15 protein-coding genes are annotated in these 14,997 nt (G+C 68.1%); 10 read left to right on the top strand and 5 right to left on the bottom strand.

The genetic code is table 11. The annotated features are described in order from the left end of the window. Window positions 1–61: 61 nt before the first annotated feature. From EV644_RS15190 to EV644_RS15155, 8 genes are all read left to right on the top strand, one after another. Entirely contained in the window at window positions 62–1,168 is a 1,107-nt protein-coding gene (locus EV644_RS15190; RefSeq protein WP_158292832.1) for a DUF3048 domain-containing protein, read from the top strand. A gap of 167 nt (window positions 1,169–1,335) precedes the next feature. Next, a complete protein-coding gene (locus tag EV644_RS15185; protein ID WP_132188887.1) occupies window positions 1,336–2,034 on the top strand; it encodes a LiaF transmembrane domain-containing protein in 699 nt (232 codons plus the stop codon). Between the two features lie 15 nt (window positions 2,035–2,049). Then, on the top strand, window positions 2,050–2,640 hold the full coding sequence (locus EV644_RS15180) for a 2-oxoacid:acceptor oxidoreductase family protein (protein WP_132188886.1): 591 nt from the start codon (window positions 2,050–2,052) through the stop codon (window positions 2,638–2,640). Continuing rightward, on the top strand, window positions 2,624–3,877 hold the full coding sequence (locus tag EV644_RS15175) for a transketolase C-terminal domain-containing protein (RefSeq protein ID WP_132188885.1): 1,254 nt from the start codon (window positions 2,624–2,626) through the stop codon (window positions 3,875–3,877). Before EV644_RS15180 ends, EV644_RS15175 begins: the two co-directional genes overlap by 17 nt. A 12-nt stretch (window positions 3,878–3,889) precedes the next feature. Continuing rightward, window positions 3,890–4,903: a thiamine pyrophosphate-dependent enzyme gene (locus EV644_RS15170; protein WP_132188884.1), complete on the top strand. Its 1,014-nt coding sequence runs from the start codon at window positions 3,890–3,892 to the stop codon at window positions 4,901–4,903. Window positions 4,904–4,908: 5 nt separating this feature from the next. After that, window positions 4,909–6,546: an NAD(P)-binding protein gene (locus EV644_RS15165; protein ID WP_132188883.1), complete on the top strand. Its 1,638-nt coding sequence runs from the start codon at window positions 4,909–4,911 to the stop codon at window positions 6,544–6,546. Between the two features lie 11 nt (window positions 6,547–6,557). Then, window positions 6,558–7,013 carry a LiaF domain-containing protein gene (locus tag EV644_RS15160; protein ID WP_132188882.1) on the top strand — a complete coding sequence of 152 codons (456 nt, stop codon included), beginning with the start codon at window positions 6,558–6,560 and terminating at the stop codon, window positions 7,011–7,013. A gap of 78 nt (window positions 7,014–7,091) precedes the next feature. Further along, on the top strand, window positions 7,092–7,946 hold the full coding sequence (locus EV644_RS15155; protein WP_132188881.1) for a universal stress protein: 855 nt from the start codon (window positions 7,092–7,094) through the stop codon (window positions 7,944–7,946). Here the strand turns inward: EV644_RS15155 and EV644_RS45310 are convergent. The 5 genes from EV644_RS45310 to EV644_RS15130 all read right to left on the bottom strand — a co-directional run bounded on the left by EV644_RS45310 (window position 7,876) and on the right by EV644_RS15130 (window position 13,653). After that, window positions 7,876–8,658 carry a universal stress protein gene (locus EV644_RS45310; protein WP_132188880.1) on the bottom strand — a complete coding sequence of 261 codons (783 nt, stop codon included), beginning with the start codon at window positions 8,656–8,658 and terminating at the stop codon, window positions 7,876–7,878. The two genes, EV644_RS15155 and EV644_RS45310, sit on opposite strands and share 71 nt — an antisense overlap. A 98-nt stretch (window positions 8,659–8,756) precedes the next feature. Beyond that, window positions 8,757–9,266: a flavodoxin domain-containing protein gene (locus EV644_RS15145; protein WP_199239819.1), complete on the bottom strand. Its 510-nt coding sequence runs from the start codon at window positions 9,264–9,266 to the stop codon at window positions 8,757–8,759. Between the two features lie 165 nt (window positions 9,267–9,431). Further along, a complete protein-coding gene (locus tag EV644_RS15140; RefSeq protein WP_132188879.1) occupies window positions 9,432–9,845 on the bottom strand; it encodes a hypothetical protein in 414 nt (137 codons plus the stop codon). A 172-nt stretch (window positions 9,846–10,017) separates the two neighbouring features. Beyond that, window positions 10,018–10,935: a pseudouridine-5'-phosphate glycosidase gene (locus EV644_RS15135; protein WP_241998164.1), complete on the bottom strand. Its 918-nt coding sequence runs from the start codon at window positions 10,933–10,935 to the stop codon at window positions 10,018–10,020. Between the two features lie 174 nt (window positions 10,936–11,109). After that, complete coding sequence (locus EV644_RS15130) at window positions 11,110–13,653, bottom strand: winged helix-turn-helix domain-containing protein (RefSeq protein WP_158292831.1); 2,544 nt, start codon at window positions 13,651–13,653, stop codon at window positions 11,110–11,112. A gap of 423 nt (window positions 13,654–14,076) precedes the next feature. Between EV644_RS15130 and EV644_RS15125 the strand changes: the two genes are divergently transcribed. Together EV644_RS15125 and EV644_RS15120 are read left to right on the top strand one after the other, a co-directional pair. Further along, window positions 14,077–14,346 (top strand): DUF8691 family protein, encoded by a 270-nt coding sequence (locus tag EV644_RS15125; protein WP_132188876.1) that lies wholly within the window; start codon window positions 14,077–14,079, stop codon window positions 14,344–14,346. Continuing rightward, the gene (locus tag EV644_RS15120) at window positions 14,343–14,942 is read left to right on the top strand and encodes a DUF1889 family protein (RefSeq protein ID WP_132188875.1); all 600 of its coding nucleotides are present in this window, start codon (window positions 14,343–14,345) and stop codon (window positions 14,940–14,942) included. The genes EV644_RS15125 and EV644_RS15120 overlap by 4 nt, the downstream gene beginning before the upstream one ends. Window positions 14,943–14,997 lie beyond the last annotated feature (55 nt).

The following is a 14,997-nucleotide window of genomic DNA, read 5'->3' as shown; positions in this document are numbered from 1 at the left end:
TGCCCGGGGCGGGCGGCGGAGAGATGTTTGGGCCGTAGAAGGAACAGACGGAGGGACGTCGATGACCGCCCGGCAGAAGATGGCGAAGCTTGTCTCTACTGGTCGCGGGCGCATCGTGCTCGCTGCCGCATTGGTCTGCCTGATTGTGGGCGGTGTTGTCGGCGTCTCTACGCTGCGAGGCGGTGAGACGGCACCACCGTCCGGTACGCCGCCGACGCCGACAGCGCCGGCCATCGACGGTGATGGTGCCGTGAGCATGGACGGCCGCGCGCCCTTGACCGGTATTCCGATCGAGAACGCCCTGGACCGCCCTGCCGTCACGGTCAAGATCTCGAACACGCCGGACGCGCATCCGCACCGCGGACTCGGCGATGCGGACATCGTGTTCGTCGAGCCGATCACCGGGGCGACCACCCGGCTGGCGGCGATCTTCCATTCCAAGCTGCCTGCCCAGGTCGGTCCGGTGCGCTCGCTGCGGCCGATGGATGCCGCGCTGATCGGCCCGACCAAAGGCGTGATCGCGAACACGATGGCGGACAGGTGGGTGCTCGACTACGTCGATGGAGTCGCTGACCTCGCGAATCTCGGAACGCTGCGGGTGCCAGCCGGGACCTACCGGCTGGATGACAGCAGGCGGGCTCCGAACCACGTTTTCGCGCGGCCTGCCGAGCTGCTGAGCTTGAGCGGCAGAACCGAGCCGCCCACACCGTACTTCGCCTACGCGAGCGGGCTCGATCGGTCGACTGCTCAGCTCATCGGCAAGCCGGCCGGCGCGGTGACGATCGGCTACGGAGGAGCGGCAACGGCGACCTGGACCTACGCGCCCGGTAGCCGGCGTTGGACGCGGGCCGAGAAGTGGTCCCCGCACCTGATCGAGAACGACGGACAGGTTGCCGCGGACAACGTCATCGTGCTGAGCGCCGCGCGGGACACCAGCTTCGCCAAGGCCAGGCCCAGCATGACGATCCTGGACGTCTTCGACGCCTCCGGCACCCTCCAGCTGTTCACCGGCGACAAGGTCGTCGACGGCCGGTGGACCAAGGGCGACGTCAACGACCCGTTCACGTTCACCACAGCCGACGGCAAACCACTGCTGCTCACCCCCGGCCAGACCTGGATCGAGTGTGCCCTCACCAGCATGCCGATCACGATCACCAACGGACGGTGAACATGCCGGACGAACTCGTCCCTCGCGGTTGCCGGCAGCGACGGGCGATGGCGGCTGCAGATCCTCGCCTGCTGAGGACGGGTCGGATCCTGTGCCGGCCGGGACCTTCGGCCCTGCCCGGAGTACGAGGGCGACGCGAGCGTGGAGGGGAAGGGAAGGAGTTCGTCATGACACCTGTACGGATGTGGATCGGGCTGGTTCTGCTGGCCCTGGGTGTGATCGGGATCCTTGAAGCGACCGGGGTCGGGATCGGTGGGGTGGCCGATTGGTGGCCGATCGCCGTGATCGGGCTGGGCGTGGTGGCGATGTTCGGCCGGCGCCGGGTTTCCGTCGGACCGTTGATCATCGTCGCGTTCGGCTTCGTGCTGCTCGCGGACCAGCAGTCGTGGACGACCGACAACCTGTTCGGCCCTGCCCTGCTCGTCGTGCTGGGCCTGGCTGTGTTGTTCGGCCTGAGCCGCAGCTACGGCAATCCGCGCGACCGGGACAACAGTTCGTTCGCGATGTTCGGCGGCACCAAGGTGACAGATCGCTCCGAGCACCTGAAGAAGGCCGACGCGACCGCTGTGTTCGGCGGGGTCACCCTCGATCTGCGGGAGGCCCGGATCGACGACGCGGCGACGGTGGACGCCTTCGCGCTGTTCGGCGGCGTCGACATCCTGGTACCGCGGGGCTGGCGGGTCTCGATGACCGGTACGCCGTTCCTGGGCGGGTTCGACGACAAGACGCGGGCCGGCGGCTTCCTGCCACCTGACGCGCCGGTCCTCAACGTCGACGCGATCGCCATCTTCGGTGGGGTCACGGTGGCGAACGAGCCCACCGACGGCAGCCGGCCGCAGGATCACGTCGGCCGGCGCACTGTCTGAGATCGAGGAGAAACCATGTTCCAGGTTCGAGTCCACGGGCGCGGTGGTCAGGGAGTGGTGACCACCGCCGAGCTCCTGTCAGTCGCCGCTTTCGCCGAAGGGCGGCAGGCGCAGGCGTTCCCGACGTTCGGGTCCGAGCGCACCGGCGCGCCTGTCGTCGGCTTCTGCCGGATCGACGACCGTCCGATCCGGACCCACGAACCGGTCGCCCGGCCCGATGCCGTGATCATCCAGGACGCGACGCTGCTCCACCAGGTCGACGTCTTCGAAGGCCTGGATCCGGGCGGCTACCTGTTGATCAACACCTCGCGCAGCCTGGCAGAGCTGGGCCTGGGCGCCTTCGTCCAGCAGTTGGGCCCGGACCGCGTCGTGACCGTGCCCGCCACCGAGCTCGCCTTGACGCACCTGGGTCGCCCACTGCCGGGCGCAGTACTGCTGGGGGCCTTCGCGGCGCTCACCGGTCAGGTCCAGCTCGCGTCCGTGCTGCGGGCCATCGAGGAACGATTCACCGGGACCGTTGCCGCTGGCAACGTCGCCGCGGCCACCGCGGCCTATCACAAGGTCCGTTCACAGATCGAGGAGCCGGCTCGTGCTCAGACAAATTGAAGGTTCGCGTGGGGTGGCGGAGGCGGTCGCGCTGTGCCGGCCCGAGGTGATCTGCGCCTATCCGATCTCGCCGCAGACCCACATCGTCGAGGCGCTCAGCTCGCTGGTGAAGTCCGGTGAGCTGGCGCCGTGCGAGTTCGTCAACGTGGAGTCGGAGTTCGCCGCGATGTCGGTGGCCATCGGTGCCTCCGCGACCGGCGCCCGCTCCTACACCGCGACAGCGAGTCAAGGTCTGCTCTACATGGCAGAGCCGCTCTACAACGCGTCCGGACTGGGCCTGCCGATCGTGATGACCGTGGCCAACCGGGCGATCGGCGCGCCGATCAACATCTGGAACGACCACAGCGACTCGATGTCGCAGCGTGACTCGGGCTGGATCCAGCTGTACGCCGAGACGAACCAGGAGGCGCTGGATCTCCACATCCAGGCTTTCAGGATCGCGGAGGAGCTGTCCTTGCCGGTGATGGTGTGCATGGACGGGTTCGTCCTCACCCACGCGGTCGAGCGGGTCGACGTACCGTCGGCGGAGCAGGTGGACGCGTTCCTGCCGCCGTACGAACCGCGGCAACTGCTCGATCCGGACGACCCGATCTCCATCGGCGCCATGGTGGGACCGGACGCGTTCACCGAGGTGCGGTATCTGGCCCACGACAAGCAGATGCAGGCCCTGGAGTTGATCCCCGCCGTCGCCGCGGACTTCCGGGCGGCGTTCGGGCGCGACTCCGGCGGACTGGTCCGCCCGTACCGGTGCGAAGACGCCGAGACCATCGTGGTCGCCCTCGGCTCGGTGCTCGGCACGATCAAGGACACCGTCGACGAACTGCGGGACGAGGGAGTGAAGATCGGCGCCCTCGGGTTGACCTCGTTCCGGCCCTTCCCCCTGGATGCGGTTCGTACTGCGCTGGCCGGCGCGCGGCGGGTCGTCGTACTGGAGCGGGCGCTCGCCGTCGGTATCGGCGGGATCGTGGCGGCCAACGTGAGGATGGCGCTGTCGGGTATCTCGCTGCACGGCTACACCGTCATCGCCGGTCTCGGCGGACGGGCGATCACCAATGCGTCGCTGCGGAGGCTCTTGGCCGATGCGGTCGCCGATCGGCTGGAACCGCTGACGTTCCTCGACCTCAACCGCGAGCTGGTCGAGCGCGAACTCCAGCGGACCAGGGCGACCCGTCGCTCGGGGCCCGCGGCCGAGAACCTGCTGCGCGACCTCGGCGCGGTCGGATCGCGGATCGGCTGAGAGGACAAGGCCATGACACAGCAACGCATCAGGTTCTACCAGATCGGCAGCTACGCGGCCGGCAACCGACTGCTGGATCCCGATCAGGGTTCGGTCCAGGCCGACGTGCAGCGCACGAACTCGCTCAACTCCGGGCACCGCGCGTGCCAGGGTTGCGGCGAGGCGCTCGGCGCGAGATATGCCCTCGACGCGGTGATGCGAGCCACCGGCAACCAGATGGTCGCGGTCAACGCGACCGGCTGCCTGGAGGTGTTCTCCACGCCGTACCCGGAGACCGCCTGGCAGGTGCCATGGTTGCACTCCCTCTTCGGCAACGCGCCCGCTGTCGCGACCGGTGTCGCCGCCGCGCTCAAGGCGAAAGGCCGGACAGACGTCCGGGTCGTCGGGCAGGGCGGTGACGGCGGAACGGTCGACATCGGTCTCGCCTGCCTGTCAGGGATGTTCGAGCGCAACGACGACGTGCTCTACATCTGCTACGACAACGGCGGCTACATGAACACCGGCGTCCAGCGCTCGGGAGCCACCCCACACGCCGCTGCGACCACGACCACCCCTGCGGTGGGTCCCGAGCCGGGCAACAACTTCGGCCAGGGCAAGAGCCTGCCCCTGATCGCGATGGCACACCGGATCCCGTACGTCGCGACCGCGACGGTGGCCGACCTTCGCGACCTGGAGTACAAGGCGAAACGCGCCATGGAGTTCCGCGGCGCGCGGTACCTGCACGTGCTGGTCCCGTGCCCGTTGGGCTGGCGGACCGCGTCGAACCAGACCATCCAGATCGCCCGCCTGGCCACCGAGACCGGCATCTTCCCGGTGTTCGAGGCCGAGGACGGCGAGGTGGTCGGTGTCTCGAAGATCCGCAAGCGCAGGCCGGTGTCCGACTATCTCGAGCCGCAGGGCCGGTACGCCCATCTGTTCGGCGCGGCGCCCCGTGAGGACGTCATCGCCAGGATCCAGGCCGAGGCGGACCGCAACGTCCGCGGTTTCGGGCTGGTCGACCCGCGGTGTCGATTGATGGAGGGGTGAGTTAGATGTCCGAGGCAAGCAAGCACGGTCCGCTCCCGTTCGCGATCACGCTCGACGTCGGATCGAGCCTGGCGAACAAGACGGGTTCCTGGCGTACCGAGGTACCGGCGTACGTCGACCGGTTGCCGCCGTGCAACGACGCCTGCCCGGCCGGCGAGAACATCCAGCAGTGGCTGCATCACGCCGAGGAGGCCGGTTACGAGGCCGCCTGGCGGCAGATCATGGCGGACAACCCGTTCCCGGCGATCATGGGCCGGGTCTGCTATCGGCCCTGTGAGACAGCCTGCAACCGCGCCACTCTGGACGAGGCCGTCGGCATCAACTCGGTCGAAAGGTTCCTGGGCGACGAGGCGATCGAGCAGGGCTGGACCGTGCCGGTGGAGGCCGAGCCGACCGGCAAGCAGGTGCTGGTCGTCGGCGCCGGGCCGTCCGGACTGGCCGTTGCCTATCACCTCACCCTGCTCGGGCATCAGGTCACTGTTCGCGACAGTTGCCCGGAGGCGGGCGGCATGATGCGGTACGGCATCCCGGCGTACCGGTTGCCACGCGAGGTGGTCGATGCGGAGATCCAGCGGATCGTCGACCTGGGCGTGCGGCTCGAGCTGGGCACCACCGTCACCGATCTCGAGGTCGCGCTGTCTTCCTTCGACGCCGTGTTCTTGGCCGTCGGCGCTCACCTCGGCCGGCGTGCCGACATCCCGGCCGGCGACTCCGCGCACATCCTCGACGCGGTGTCCGTCCTGGCGGGCCTCGAGGAAGGCGAGCAGCCGCTGCTCGGCCGCCGGGTCGCTGTGTACGGCGGCGGCAACACCGCGCTGGACGTGGCCCGGACAGCACGTCGCCTCGGCGCCACCGACGCTGTGGTGGTCTACCGGCGGACCAGGGACCGGATGCCCGCGCACGACATCGAGGTGAAGGAGGCCCTGGAGGAGGGCATCCGGATGCGCTGGCTGTCGACCATCGCCTACGCCGGGGCCGGGCAGATCAAGATCGAGAAGATGAAGCTCGACGAGACGGGCTTCCCCCAGCCGACCGGAGAGTTCGAGGAACTCGCCGCCGACTCGGTCGTGCTCGCACTCGGCCAACTGTCCGATCTCACCCTGGTCGAGGACCTCGAGGACGTGACGATCGCCGACGGTGTCGTACAGGTCGGCAAGGACCTGATGACCGGGCATCCAGGCTTGTTCGCCGGCGGCGACATGGTGCCGTCCGAGCGCACGGTCACAGTCGCCGTCGGTCACGGCAAGAAGGCGGCGCGCAGCATCGACGCCTGGCTCCGCGGTACTGCGGACGAGCGGGCCGCCCGTCACGAGCTGGCCACCTACGACCGGTTGAACACCTGGTACTACGCGGACGCGCCGGCCACCGTGCGGCCCAGGCTGGATCTCGCTCGGCGGATCGCCACCTTCGACGAGGTGACCGGTGGGCTGGATGCGTCGACGGCGTTGTTCGAGGCTCGGCGCTGCATGTCGTGCGGCAACTGTCTCGAGTGCGACAACTGCTTCAGCGTGTGTCCCGACAACGCCGTGATCAAGCTCGGCCCGGGCCGGTACGAGATCGATCTCGACTTCTGCAAGGGCTGTGGATTGTGTGCGGCCGAGTGCCCGAGCGGCGCGATCGAGATGTTTCCCGAACGCCTCTGAAGGAGTCAGCCATGAAGTGGTTACGTCCGATCGTCCTCGCCTGGAGCGTCGTCCTCGGTATTGCCCTGGGGTTCGGTCTGTGCCGGAAGACTGGCGCCCGCGCCCGCGAAGGCAGCTCGGTCGCTCTGTTCGGGGGGACCAGAACCAAGGATGTCTCCCAGCATCTGGCCAGGGCCGACGCGACGGCGGTGTTCGGCGCGGTCACTCTGGACCTGCGGGAGGCTCACATCGACGACGAGGCGACCGTCGACACCGTCGCTGTCTTCGGCGGCGTGGAGGTCCTGGTCCCGAGGCGATGGCGGCTGGCGCTGTCCGGCAGACCGATCTTCGGCGGGTTCGACGACCGAACCCACGGGGACAAGGTGCTGCCGGCCGATGCGCCGATCCTGAAGGTGCACGGGCTGGCCGTCTTCGGTGGCGTCGTCGTGGCCAACGAGCCGGCCGAAGGTCCCCGGCGATCGAGGTAGCACGACCCTGCCCAAACGGCGGCCGGCTTGGCATGGTGGGGTGCCGGGGAATGCCGAATCGATGAGGGAGCTGACGTGATGCAGGAGTCGTCGAAGCGCGTCGTGGTGGGTGTCGACGGGACATCGGAGAGCCAGATCGCGCTGCGCTGGGCCGTCGAGGCGGCACGGACCGGAGGGCTCGCAGTACGAGTAGTGCGTGCGTACCTGAACCAGGCGAGCGAATGGCCCGCGACTGCCGAGGGATCCATCCCCGAGCCACCCGTCGATCAGTACCAGGCGGAGCTGGATGCGGCGGTCGAATTCGTCCGCGACCGGCTCGGCTACCAGGCGGGATCCGGCTGGCTGGTGCACGCGGGTCCGGTCGACGCGATCCTCACCGAAGCGGCCGACGCTCAGATGGTGGTTGTCGGCACGAAGTTCGACAGCAAGCTGACGGCAGCGGTACTGGGATCCGTCGCCAGCACCGTGACCGCCAAGGCGCCCTGCCCGGTGGTAGTCGTCCGCGGTGAAGCGAGGAACGGCCCGATCCTGGTCGGTATGGATGGTTCCGCGGACTCCGAGGATGCGGTCGCCTTTGCCTTCGAGCAGGCGGCTCGCTCCGACGCACCGCTGACTGTGGCCTACTGCTGGCAGCCGCAGGAGCGGCATGACGCCCCGATCACGGAGATGCGCGCGCTGCTGCAGGACTGGTTGGTCGAGAACATCGGTACCTACGCGGACAAGTACCCGGGGGTGGCGGTGCGTACCAGGATCATCGAAGGCCGCCCAGCCACGGCGCTGGCCGAGCTGACCGATGACACGTCGCTCCTGGTCGTCGGCTCACGCGGACGCGGCGGGGTGACCGGCCTGCTGCTCGGATCCGTCAGCCAAAGTCTGCTGCGGCACTCAAGATGCCCAGTGGCTGTGGTCCGCCGACAGGTAGCTGCCGATTGATCGCCGCAGGGGGTATGACGGCCACCGGGCAGCTCGCCTGATGCAACACCGTCTGGCTCACGGAGCCGAGCAGTTGTCCCTCGAAACCACCGCAGCCACGTGCGCCGAGGACGATCAGTTGTGCTTCGATGGATTGCCGTAGCAGTTCCTCGGCAGGCCTGCAGTCGTTGACGACCCGTCGTACTGCGTGATGCCGCTCCGCATAGTCCGTGCCCAGCGCCAACGCCGCGGTACTGGCGGGGGAGCCGTCATGGCCGACAACCACGGGACCGCCGGTACGACGGCCGTGGTCGGGGCGGATCACAACGATCGGGCAGTAGGCGGCGGCGGCGAGATCGAGCGCTGTCGAGCAGGTCATAGTCCCGAGCGCTCCGGTCAGCCCTCTGCTGCCGATCACCAGCAGCTGCGCGTGCCGGGACTCCTCGATCATCACAGGCGTCAGGAAGCCTGGTATCCGGCCGGCCTCGACGTCCAGGTCCGGCTCGAGCTCCTGCGCGATCTCGCGGGATCGACTGATCACCTGGTCCGCGACCTCGACCAGGGCGGGGTCGATCTCCCCTCGGCGCCGCGGTACCGCGGCCAACGGCCAGGCGAAGGCATGGACGAGGCGCAGCGGAGTCCCCAGCGACGCGGCTTCAGCAGCCGCCCAGCTGATCGCTCGCTCGGCGGTCGCCGAGCCGTCGATGGCTACCACCACGGACCTGTTCGTCATTGCAATGCCACCTCTCGATCGTCGCCGCACTTCGCCATCGCCTGGACCCTGGTCTCCATCCCACGGTCAAGGAAGCAGTAGGGCATCAGAGGGCGGTGCTAGGGAGTGTGTTCGACCGCTGAGATCGCACTGCTGATGTCGTTCGCCCAGTCAGCGATCCGCAACCACTCGCGGGAATCCGCGGCCAGGTTGCCCTGGGCGATGCGCTTGGCGAGGAAGCCCTTCGCGGTCTCCGGTTCGAGTCGTCCGGCGAACGTGGTCGCGGGAGCCGCGCCGATCTTCCGGGCAAGCCGTGCGACCTTCCGCGGCATCGCCTGAGCCTGGTCCTTGTCCGGTCCGACCGGGCCACTGTGGAACAACCACACCTGGCGGTCCCGCAGTTCGTGGACGTGCATGCGGAGGAAGTCGACCGCCTCCGGCCGCCAACGCCTCATGTAGATCGCGCTTCCGACGATGACCGCTTCGTACTTGGCGATGGGGCCGGCCCCACTGGCCTCGCAGACATCGACCTCGTGCCCGCCCCTGCGGAGCTCGGCGCCGATAGCAGTGGCGATGCCTGCGGTCGCGCCCGCCTTGGTGGCATAGACCACGAGTATCTTCCTGGTCATCAGAGATCTCCCTTGCGTTCTTTCGTCGGCGACCGCGAGGTGCGCCCGCCTGTCCACATCTCGAGCATCTCCTTCGGCCCACGGGTGCGGCAGGGCGCTTGGTCCTGAACTCGCAGGACCATGGGGTGCTCGCCGGTCGCTCGATGTCGATGGAAGGTTTGCGTCTCACCGTCCGGGTGGAGAGGAGCTGACGTGTTCGGCGTGTCGTGGTGACGTGGCGGATCTCAGACCGTCCCCATTGATCGCGCGATCGATCATTTCGACGGTCCAGACGACCAGGATCGAGGCCATGAAGACGCCCAGCATCGCCTCCGCCGCGGCCGTCTCTGCGAGAGCCAGAGCCACTACTCCAAGTGCCAGGGACGTCGTGACCAGAGCAGTGAACCACCAGACCTTGTTCTGACGGTCGCCGCGCCACACCACCAGGAATGCCACAGTGGCGAGGACCAGGCCGACGGCCGACATTCCCCTTGCATCCTTGACGAAGGGCATCTCACCGTTGACGAGGTAGCCGACGTACGGAATGGCGACCAGGACGAGCAGAATGCTCGCAAAGACATCTCTTGTCTTCAGTCTCATCAGACCCCACCTCCTCCTGTCTCAAGCCTGCGATGACGTCACCGGGCTCGCTATGGACAGAGGTCCCGACCCAGCTGCCGAACGGCCGTCGTGGCGTCCGGCTACACGATCACCCGCAAGGGGACCGGTCGCCGTACACAAGGCCACACCGTCGCCGGCGCGAACGCATGCGTCAGACGGCGTGGGACGCGAGTGCGACGGCCACCCGCGCTGCGATGGCGGCGTTGTTCCGGGCTAGCGCGAGGTTCGCTGGGACGCTCTGCCCGTCTGTTTCCTTCTCGATCCGTTCGAGGACGTACGGCGTGACGGCTGGACCGGTGACTCCGGCACGAGCGCTCGAGTCCAACGCGGCGGTGAGTACGGCGTTGATTCGCGACTCCGGGATCTCGTCGTCGACGGGGATCGGTACGGTCAGCAGGACTCCGGTGGCCGGCCGTGCGCGGAAGCGGAGAACGTCGCAGACCACTCGCTCGTCGTCGACCCGGTGAGGAATCGGCAAACCACTCGACCGCGTGTAGAAGGCCGGGAACCAGTCGTGCTGCCAGCCGAGGACCGGGACGCCGACGGTCTCGAGGTACTCGAGTGTTCGCGGCAGGTCGAGGAACGCCTTGGCGCCGGCGCAGACGGTGATGACCGGGTGGTTGGCGATGGCGTCGAGGTCAGCCGAGATGTCCCCGCTGAGTTCTGATCCGCGGTGGACGCCTCCGATGCCGCCGGTGGCGAAGACCGAGATGCCCGCCGCGTGGGCCAGAGCGACCGTGGCCGAGACAGTGGTGACGCCGACATCCCATCCTTGAGCTTGCGCCACCGACAGATCGCGTTCTGCGACCTTCCGCGTGCCCTGCAGCACTCGCTTCTCTTCGCCTGACGAGAGACCGACGTGCGGCCGGCCGTCGAGGATCGCGGCCACGGCCGGTGTGGCGCGCTGGTCGAGGACTGCTTGCTTGCAGAGTTCGAGTGCATCGGCGTTCGCGGGGGCGGGCAGCCCGAGAGTCGAGAAGATGGTCGACTCCAGCGCGACGACCGCACGACCTTCGGCCAGAGCTTGCGCCACGTCGTCGGACAGGATGGGCTCGGCACTCTCACTCACAAACAGCTCCGTTCTCGTCAGCGGTCATGGACACAGTGGCAGCAGGTTCGGTGCGAACCCTCCTGGCAAGGCTATGGCCGGCTTCGACTGCCTCGAGGTCCTCGGCGTTGTCCAGGACGGCGGACAGGGGCGGCGGCAACGCATCGCCGGCACCGGTCGTGTCTGAGCGCTGCGTCAGATCTGTTGGCGTGCGGGCAGGAGCCCGAGCTCCCACGCCCGGCGGACGGCCTCGTTGCGGCGTGATGCGCCCAGTTTGCGAAGGATGCTCCGCACATGGCTGCGGACTGTGTTGACCGAGACGTACATGGTGGTGGCGATCTCCTCGGTGGTCAGCAGATCGGCCAGGTACTCCAGGACCTCATGCTCCTTGCAGGTGAGGGGGACAACCCGAGCCACGTCGGCCGGCGCATGGCCCGGCTGATGACCTGAGCTTCCGATCGCTCGGTCGTGGGCGCGCAGGTGATCTGGTGCGCGGAGCCATGGGTGCCGCGTCATCAGCTCACCAGTGGGCTGGAGCAGCCGTTGAACCGACGGCGCCGCCTCTGTGAACGGACGGCGCAGTTGCTCGGGGGCAGCCAGCCGTAGGGCACGCTCCAGGCAGAGCCCGCCGCGGCCGGCGTCGCCGGTCCTGAGTGATTCCGCGGCTTGGACCAGCCAGCTGTCCACTTGCGTTTCGAGCGGGATAGTGCGGTGCGTGGCAGCACGGGGCAGCGGGGGCTTTCGATCGCCGGCCTCGATGGCAGCTCGCCGCAGTACCAGGAGCGATCCGGCCTGTTCGCGTCCTGGGGAGTGCTCGATCACCTTGATGGCCTCGCGGGGCAGATGCTGCGCGACCAGCGTCTTGGCCTCGTCGACGATCAGGGACTGGTTGAGCCAGCCGTCGTGCTGGGTGCCGTAACTGTTGCTCGCGGCCCGCAGTTCGGCACCGGCGAGCTCGGTCTCGCCTCCGCTCCGGAGCAGTCTGGCCCGGATCAGAGCCAGAGCGGCGGCGAGGACGTGGGCGTCGTGGGTCGGCGCTGCTTCAGCGGCGCGATGCACCAGATCCTGGGCCTCGGTCAGCTCACCCCGGTCGGTACTGATCCAGGCCTGCGCCACGATGGCCGACTGCGGCTCGTCGGGCTGCGCGCCTGATTCCGCCAGTGCGGTCGCGTGCGCGGCGAGCTCGGCCGCTCGTCGAAGGTGTCCCCAGACCGCCTCCACCAGGGCGGACATCCCCAGGAAGTCGGCCAGCGCCTCGTGCACCCCCACCGTTTCGGCAATGGCGACGCCTTCGGTGAAGGCCGCCAGCGCGGCCGGGAAGTCTCCGCGCTGCAGCAGGACACGGCCTTTGCACCCGGCCATGAGCAGCCTCAGGTCCGGGCGAGCGATGACTGGTTCCCCGGATGCTGCCCGCAGCGCGGCCTCGGCAGCCAGTACGGCGTCCAGCCCGGCGTCGACGTCCGTTCCGAGGCTCGCGCAGACCGCCTGCAGCACCGTGATCGCGAGCTCGGATGCCCGGGCCGGGGTGGAGACGTCATGGTCCAGCCAGTCGCGTGCTCTGCGGAGCTCCGACGTCGAGCGGGCGACGTCGAACTCGGCGAGCGCGCTGGTCGCTCTCACGATCGCGGCGTCGGCGCCGTCCAGGTCATCGGGCAGGCCGGCGAACAACGTTGTCAGCAGCCGGCGTTGGCGCCCGACCAGGAGTCCCGCGAAGTCGAGATCTTCCACCAGGTAGCGGGCTGCATCGCACCACCGTCGAGCCGTGATGGCGTGCTGGATCGCCTCGAGCCGCTGACCGTTCTGCGCGAACCAGGTGGCTGCGGTGTGGTGCAGGGCCAGGGCGAGTGTGGGCCGCTCGAACAACAGTTGGGCGCGGAGGAACTCGCGGAACAGCGACTGGTAACTGTAGGACTCATCGGTCCCGGGAACGGGTTGGATGAAAGAGTTGCCGTGGGCGATGAATTCCAGCGACCGACGGTCACAGGGGCGCCCTGTCAGCGCTTTGGCCAGGGCCGGTCGGACCTCGTCCACGATGCAGGTCCGGAGCAGGAACTCCCGCAGCGCCGTCGGCTGTGCGTCGAGGACCTCGGACATCAGGTAGGCCGAGACGTTCCCGGTATCGCCGCGGAATTCCCGGATGGCCCGTGCCGGGTCGGTCTTCCCGGCCAGGGTCAAGGCTGCGAACATCAGACCCGCGGGCCAGCCGTCGGTCCGCTCCAGGAGCACTGCGAGATCCGTGGGTGCCAGGTCGAGGTTCTGCAGCCGCATCAGCTCGCCGGCCTCTTCCGTCGTGAAGACCAGATCGGCGGCGCGAATCTCGGCAACGGTGCCCGCCAGCCGGTAGAGGTGCAGGGGGACAGGTGGGTCCGATCTCGTCAGGAGCACGATCCGAACTCGTCCTGCGTTGCCGTGGACGAGGCGATGGAGGGTCTGCCCGAACGCAGGGGTGACCGTGAGATCGCCGCAGTCGACCACTAGGACCAGCAGCTGCTGCTCGACCACGGCCAGATGCGTGGGAGTCGGTTGTCCTGGTTGGTCTTCGAGTGCGAACAGCACCGGTTCGTCGGACAGGGTTGCGCTCCTGCGATGCAGGCCGTCGACGACGGATTCCAGCAGGGCCGCAGGCTGATCGGTGGTGGCGTTCAGCGCGATCCAGCTGATCATGTCCGGGCCCTTGGACAGCGCTTCCCACGACTCCAGCAGCATCGTCTTGCCGAAGCCCGCCGGCGCACTGACCACGGTGAGCGGCCGCTGAACCCCCTGACTGACACGCTCGAGAAGACGTCGCCGCAACACTGTTCCTGGTGGGATCGGCGAGATCCGGGCTGCGGATCTCAGCTGACCTTCTTCGACCGGTACCCACGGTTGACTACGCTCTGGTGCCACTCCTCTGACTTGCGGATCGCCTGGCACATGCCCTCCTAGCGATGCGGCGACACCGATCGCTTCGGGGAGGGGCCACAGTGAAGCCGCACTAAGACGACACCACGGATGCGCCATTAAGACCAGCATTCCCATCCGATAACCGGACGTTTCGAGACGGCGCGACCTCGACAGGTCCAGCCGGCCCGGATCGAGACCGGCAGTTCACCCCGCAGGGATGAAGCCGCGTCACGTCGTCCTTGCGACCGTCGACGCACAGGTTGGGACGGGGTGGGTTCGATGGTCGATGCGACGTACGAGCTGCGCGTGGCGGGCGCCGTACCGGAACAAGACCTTCGAGATCTGGGCGCCGTGACACTGGCGGTCGATCAGGTGAACACCATCCTCTACGGCATCCCGGACGAGTCGGCCCTCTGTGGCCTGCTGTCACGACTCCGGGCCCTGGGCATCGAAGTCGCCGAAATTCGCCGAGTACCGGACCCGACACCTTCGGCATCGACCGAATGGATCGCCGTCGAGCCTGAACCGGGAAACGACGAGAGCAAGTGAGCGAGCGGCTGATGATGATCGAAGAGGTGCGCCACCTCGATCGCGGCTACGTGGCCTCCTCGGTCCGTCTCGCAGATGGTGTCGTCGCCGCTCTCGGATGGGCGCTCGCCCGGGCTCAGGGGCACTGGGACAGGGTGAATCTGAGCATGGGGACGGTCCGCGTCGTCCCCGGCCCGGTTGTCATCTGTACGCCGGATCTGAAGTCCTTGGCGGAAGCGGAGGAGATCAGGCAGGCGACAGCCATCGTGGTGGTTGGCGCGCGCCCCGGCCTGAAGGCCTGGATCAGCGCGTTCCGGCCCGAGCGGCTCGCGGGCGCGGCCATCCCCGTGCCGGACCGAGTCGTCGATGATCCCGACGTCTGGGCAGCCATGGAGACCTTCACCGACCTGATCAACAGCGGTACCGGCCTGACGCACCCCTGCGATCGGTCCCTGGTGACCGACGGGCTCCTCGAGCTGCGCCGAGCAGGACACACCTTCGACCCCGACGAGCTGATGGCTGCGGCCTTCAAGCTCAACTGGCGCGGCACCGCCGCCTGGGACCTACGAGTCCTGGCTTCGGAACTCGATCATGCAGCCACAGCCCCAACCTCTTAGAACGTCTGGAGGCAGCATGGCGCTGGCCGAGGCTGGCCGGTTTCATCCCGGATGG

It is taken from the genome of Kribbella orskensis (assembly GCF_004342085.1).
Taxonomy (GTDB): domain Bacteria; phylum Actinomycetota; class Actinomycetes; order Propionibacteriales; family Kribbellaceae; genus Kribbella; species Kribbella orskensis.
The sequence above is the reverse complement of the archived record's forward strand: the minus strand, read 5'-3'. Positions and strand labels throughout refer to the sequence as shown.

Coding starts and splice junctions, on each gene's coding strand:
- EV644_RS15185 (WP_132188887.1), top strand. CDS start 1,336: ATGACACCTGTACGGATGTGGATCGGGCTGGTTCTGCTGGCCCTGGGT.
- EV644_RS15165 (WP_132188883.1), top strand. CDS start 4,909: ATGTCCGAGGCAAGCAAGCACGGTCCGCTCCCGTTCGCGATCACGCTC.
- EV644_RS15190 (WP_158292832.1), top strand. CDS start 62: ATGACCGCCCGGCAGAAGATGGCGAAGCTTGTCTCTACTGGTCGCGGG.
- EV644_RS45310 (WP_132188880.1), bottom strand. CDS start 8,658: ATGACGAACAGGTCCGTGGTGGTAGCCATCGACGGCTCGGCGACCGCC.
- EV644_RS15170 (WP_132188884.1), top strand. CDS start 3,890: ATGACACAGCAACGCATCAGGTTCTACCAGATCGGCAGCTACGCGGCC.
- EV644_RS15140 (WP_132188879.1), bottom strand. CDS start 9,845: ATGAGACTGAAGACAAGAGATGTCTTTGCGAGCATTCTGCTCGTCCTG.
- EV644_RS15125 (WP_132188876.1), top strand. CDS start 14,077: ATGGTCGATGCGACGTACGAGCTGCGCGTGGCGGGCGCCGTACCGGAA.
- EV644_RS15180 (WP_132188886.1), top strand. CDS start 2,050: ATGTTCCAGGTTCGAGTCCACGGGCGCGGTGGTCAGGGAGTGGTGACC.
- EV644_RS15160 (WP_132188882.1), top strand. CDS start 6,558: ATGAAGTGGTTACGTCCGATCGTCCTCGCCTGGAGCGTCGTCCTCGGT.
- EV644_RS15155 (WP_132188881.1), top strand. CDS start 7,092: ATGCAGGAGTCGTCGAAGCGCGTCGTGGTGGGTGTCGACGGGACATCG.
- EV644_RS15145 (WP_199239819.1), bottom strand. CDS start 9,266: ATGACCAGGAAGATACTCGTGGTCTATGCCACCAAGGCGGGCGCGACC.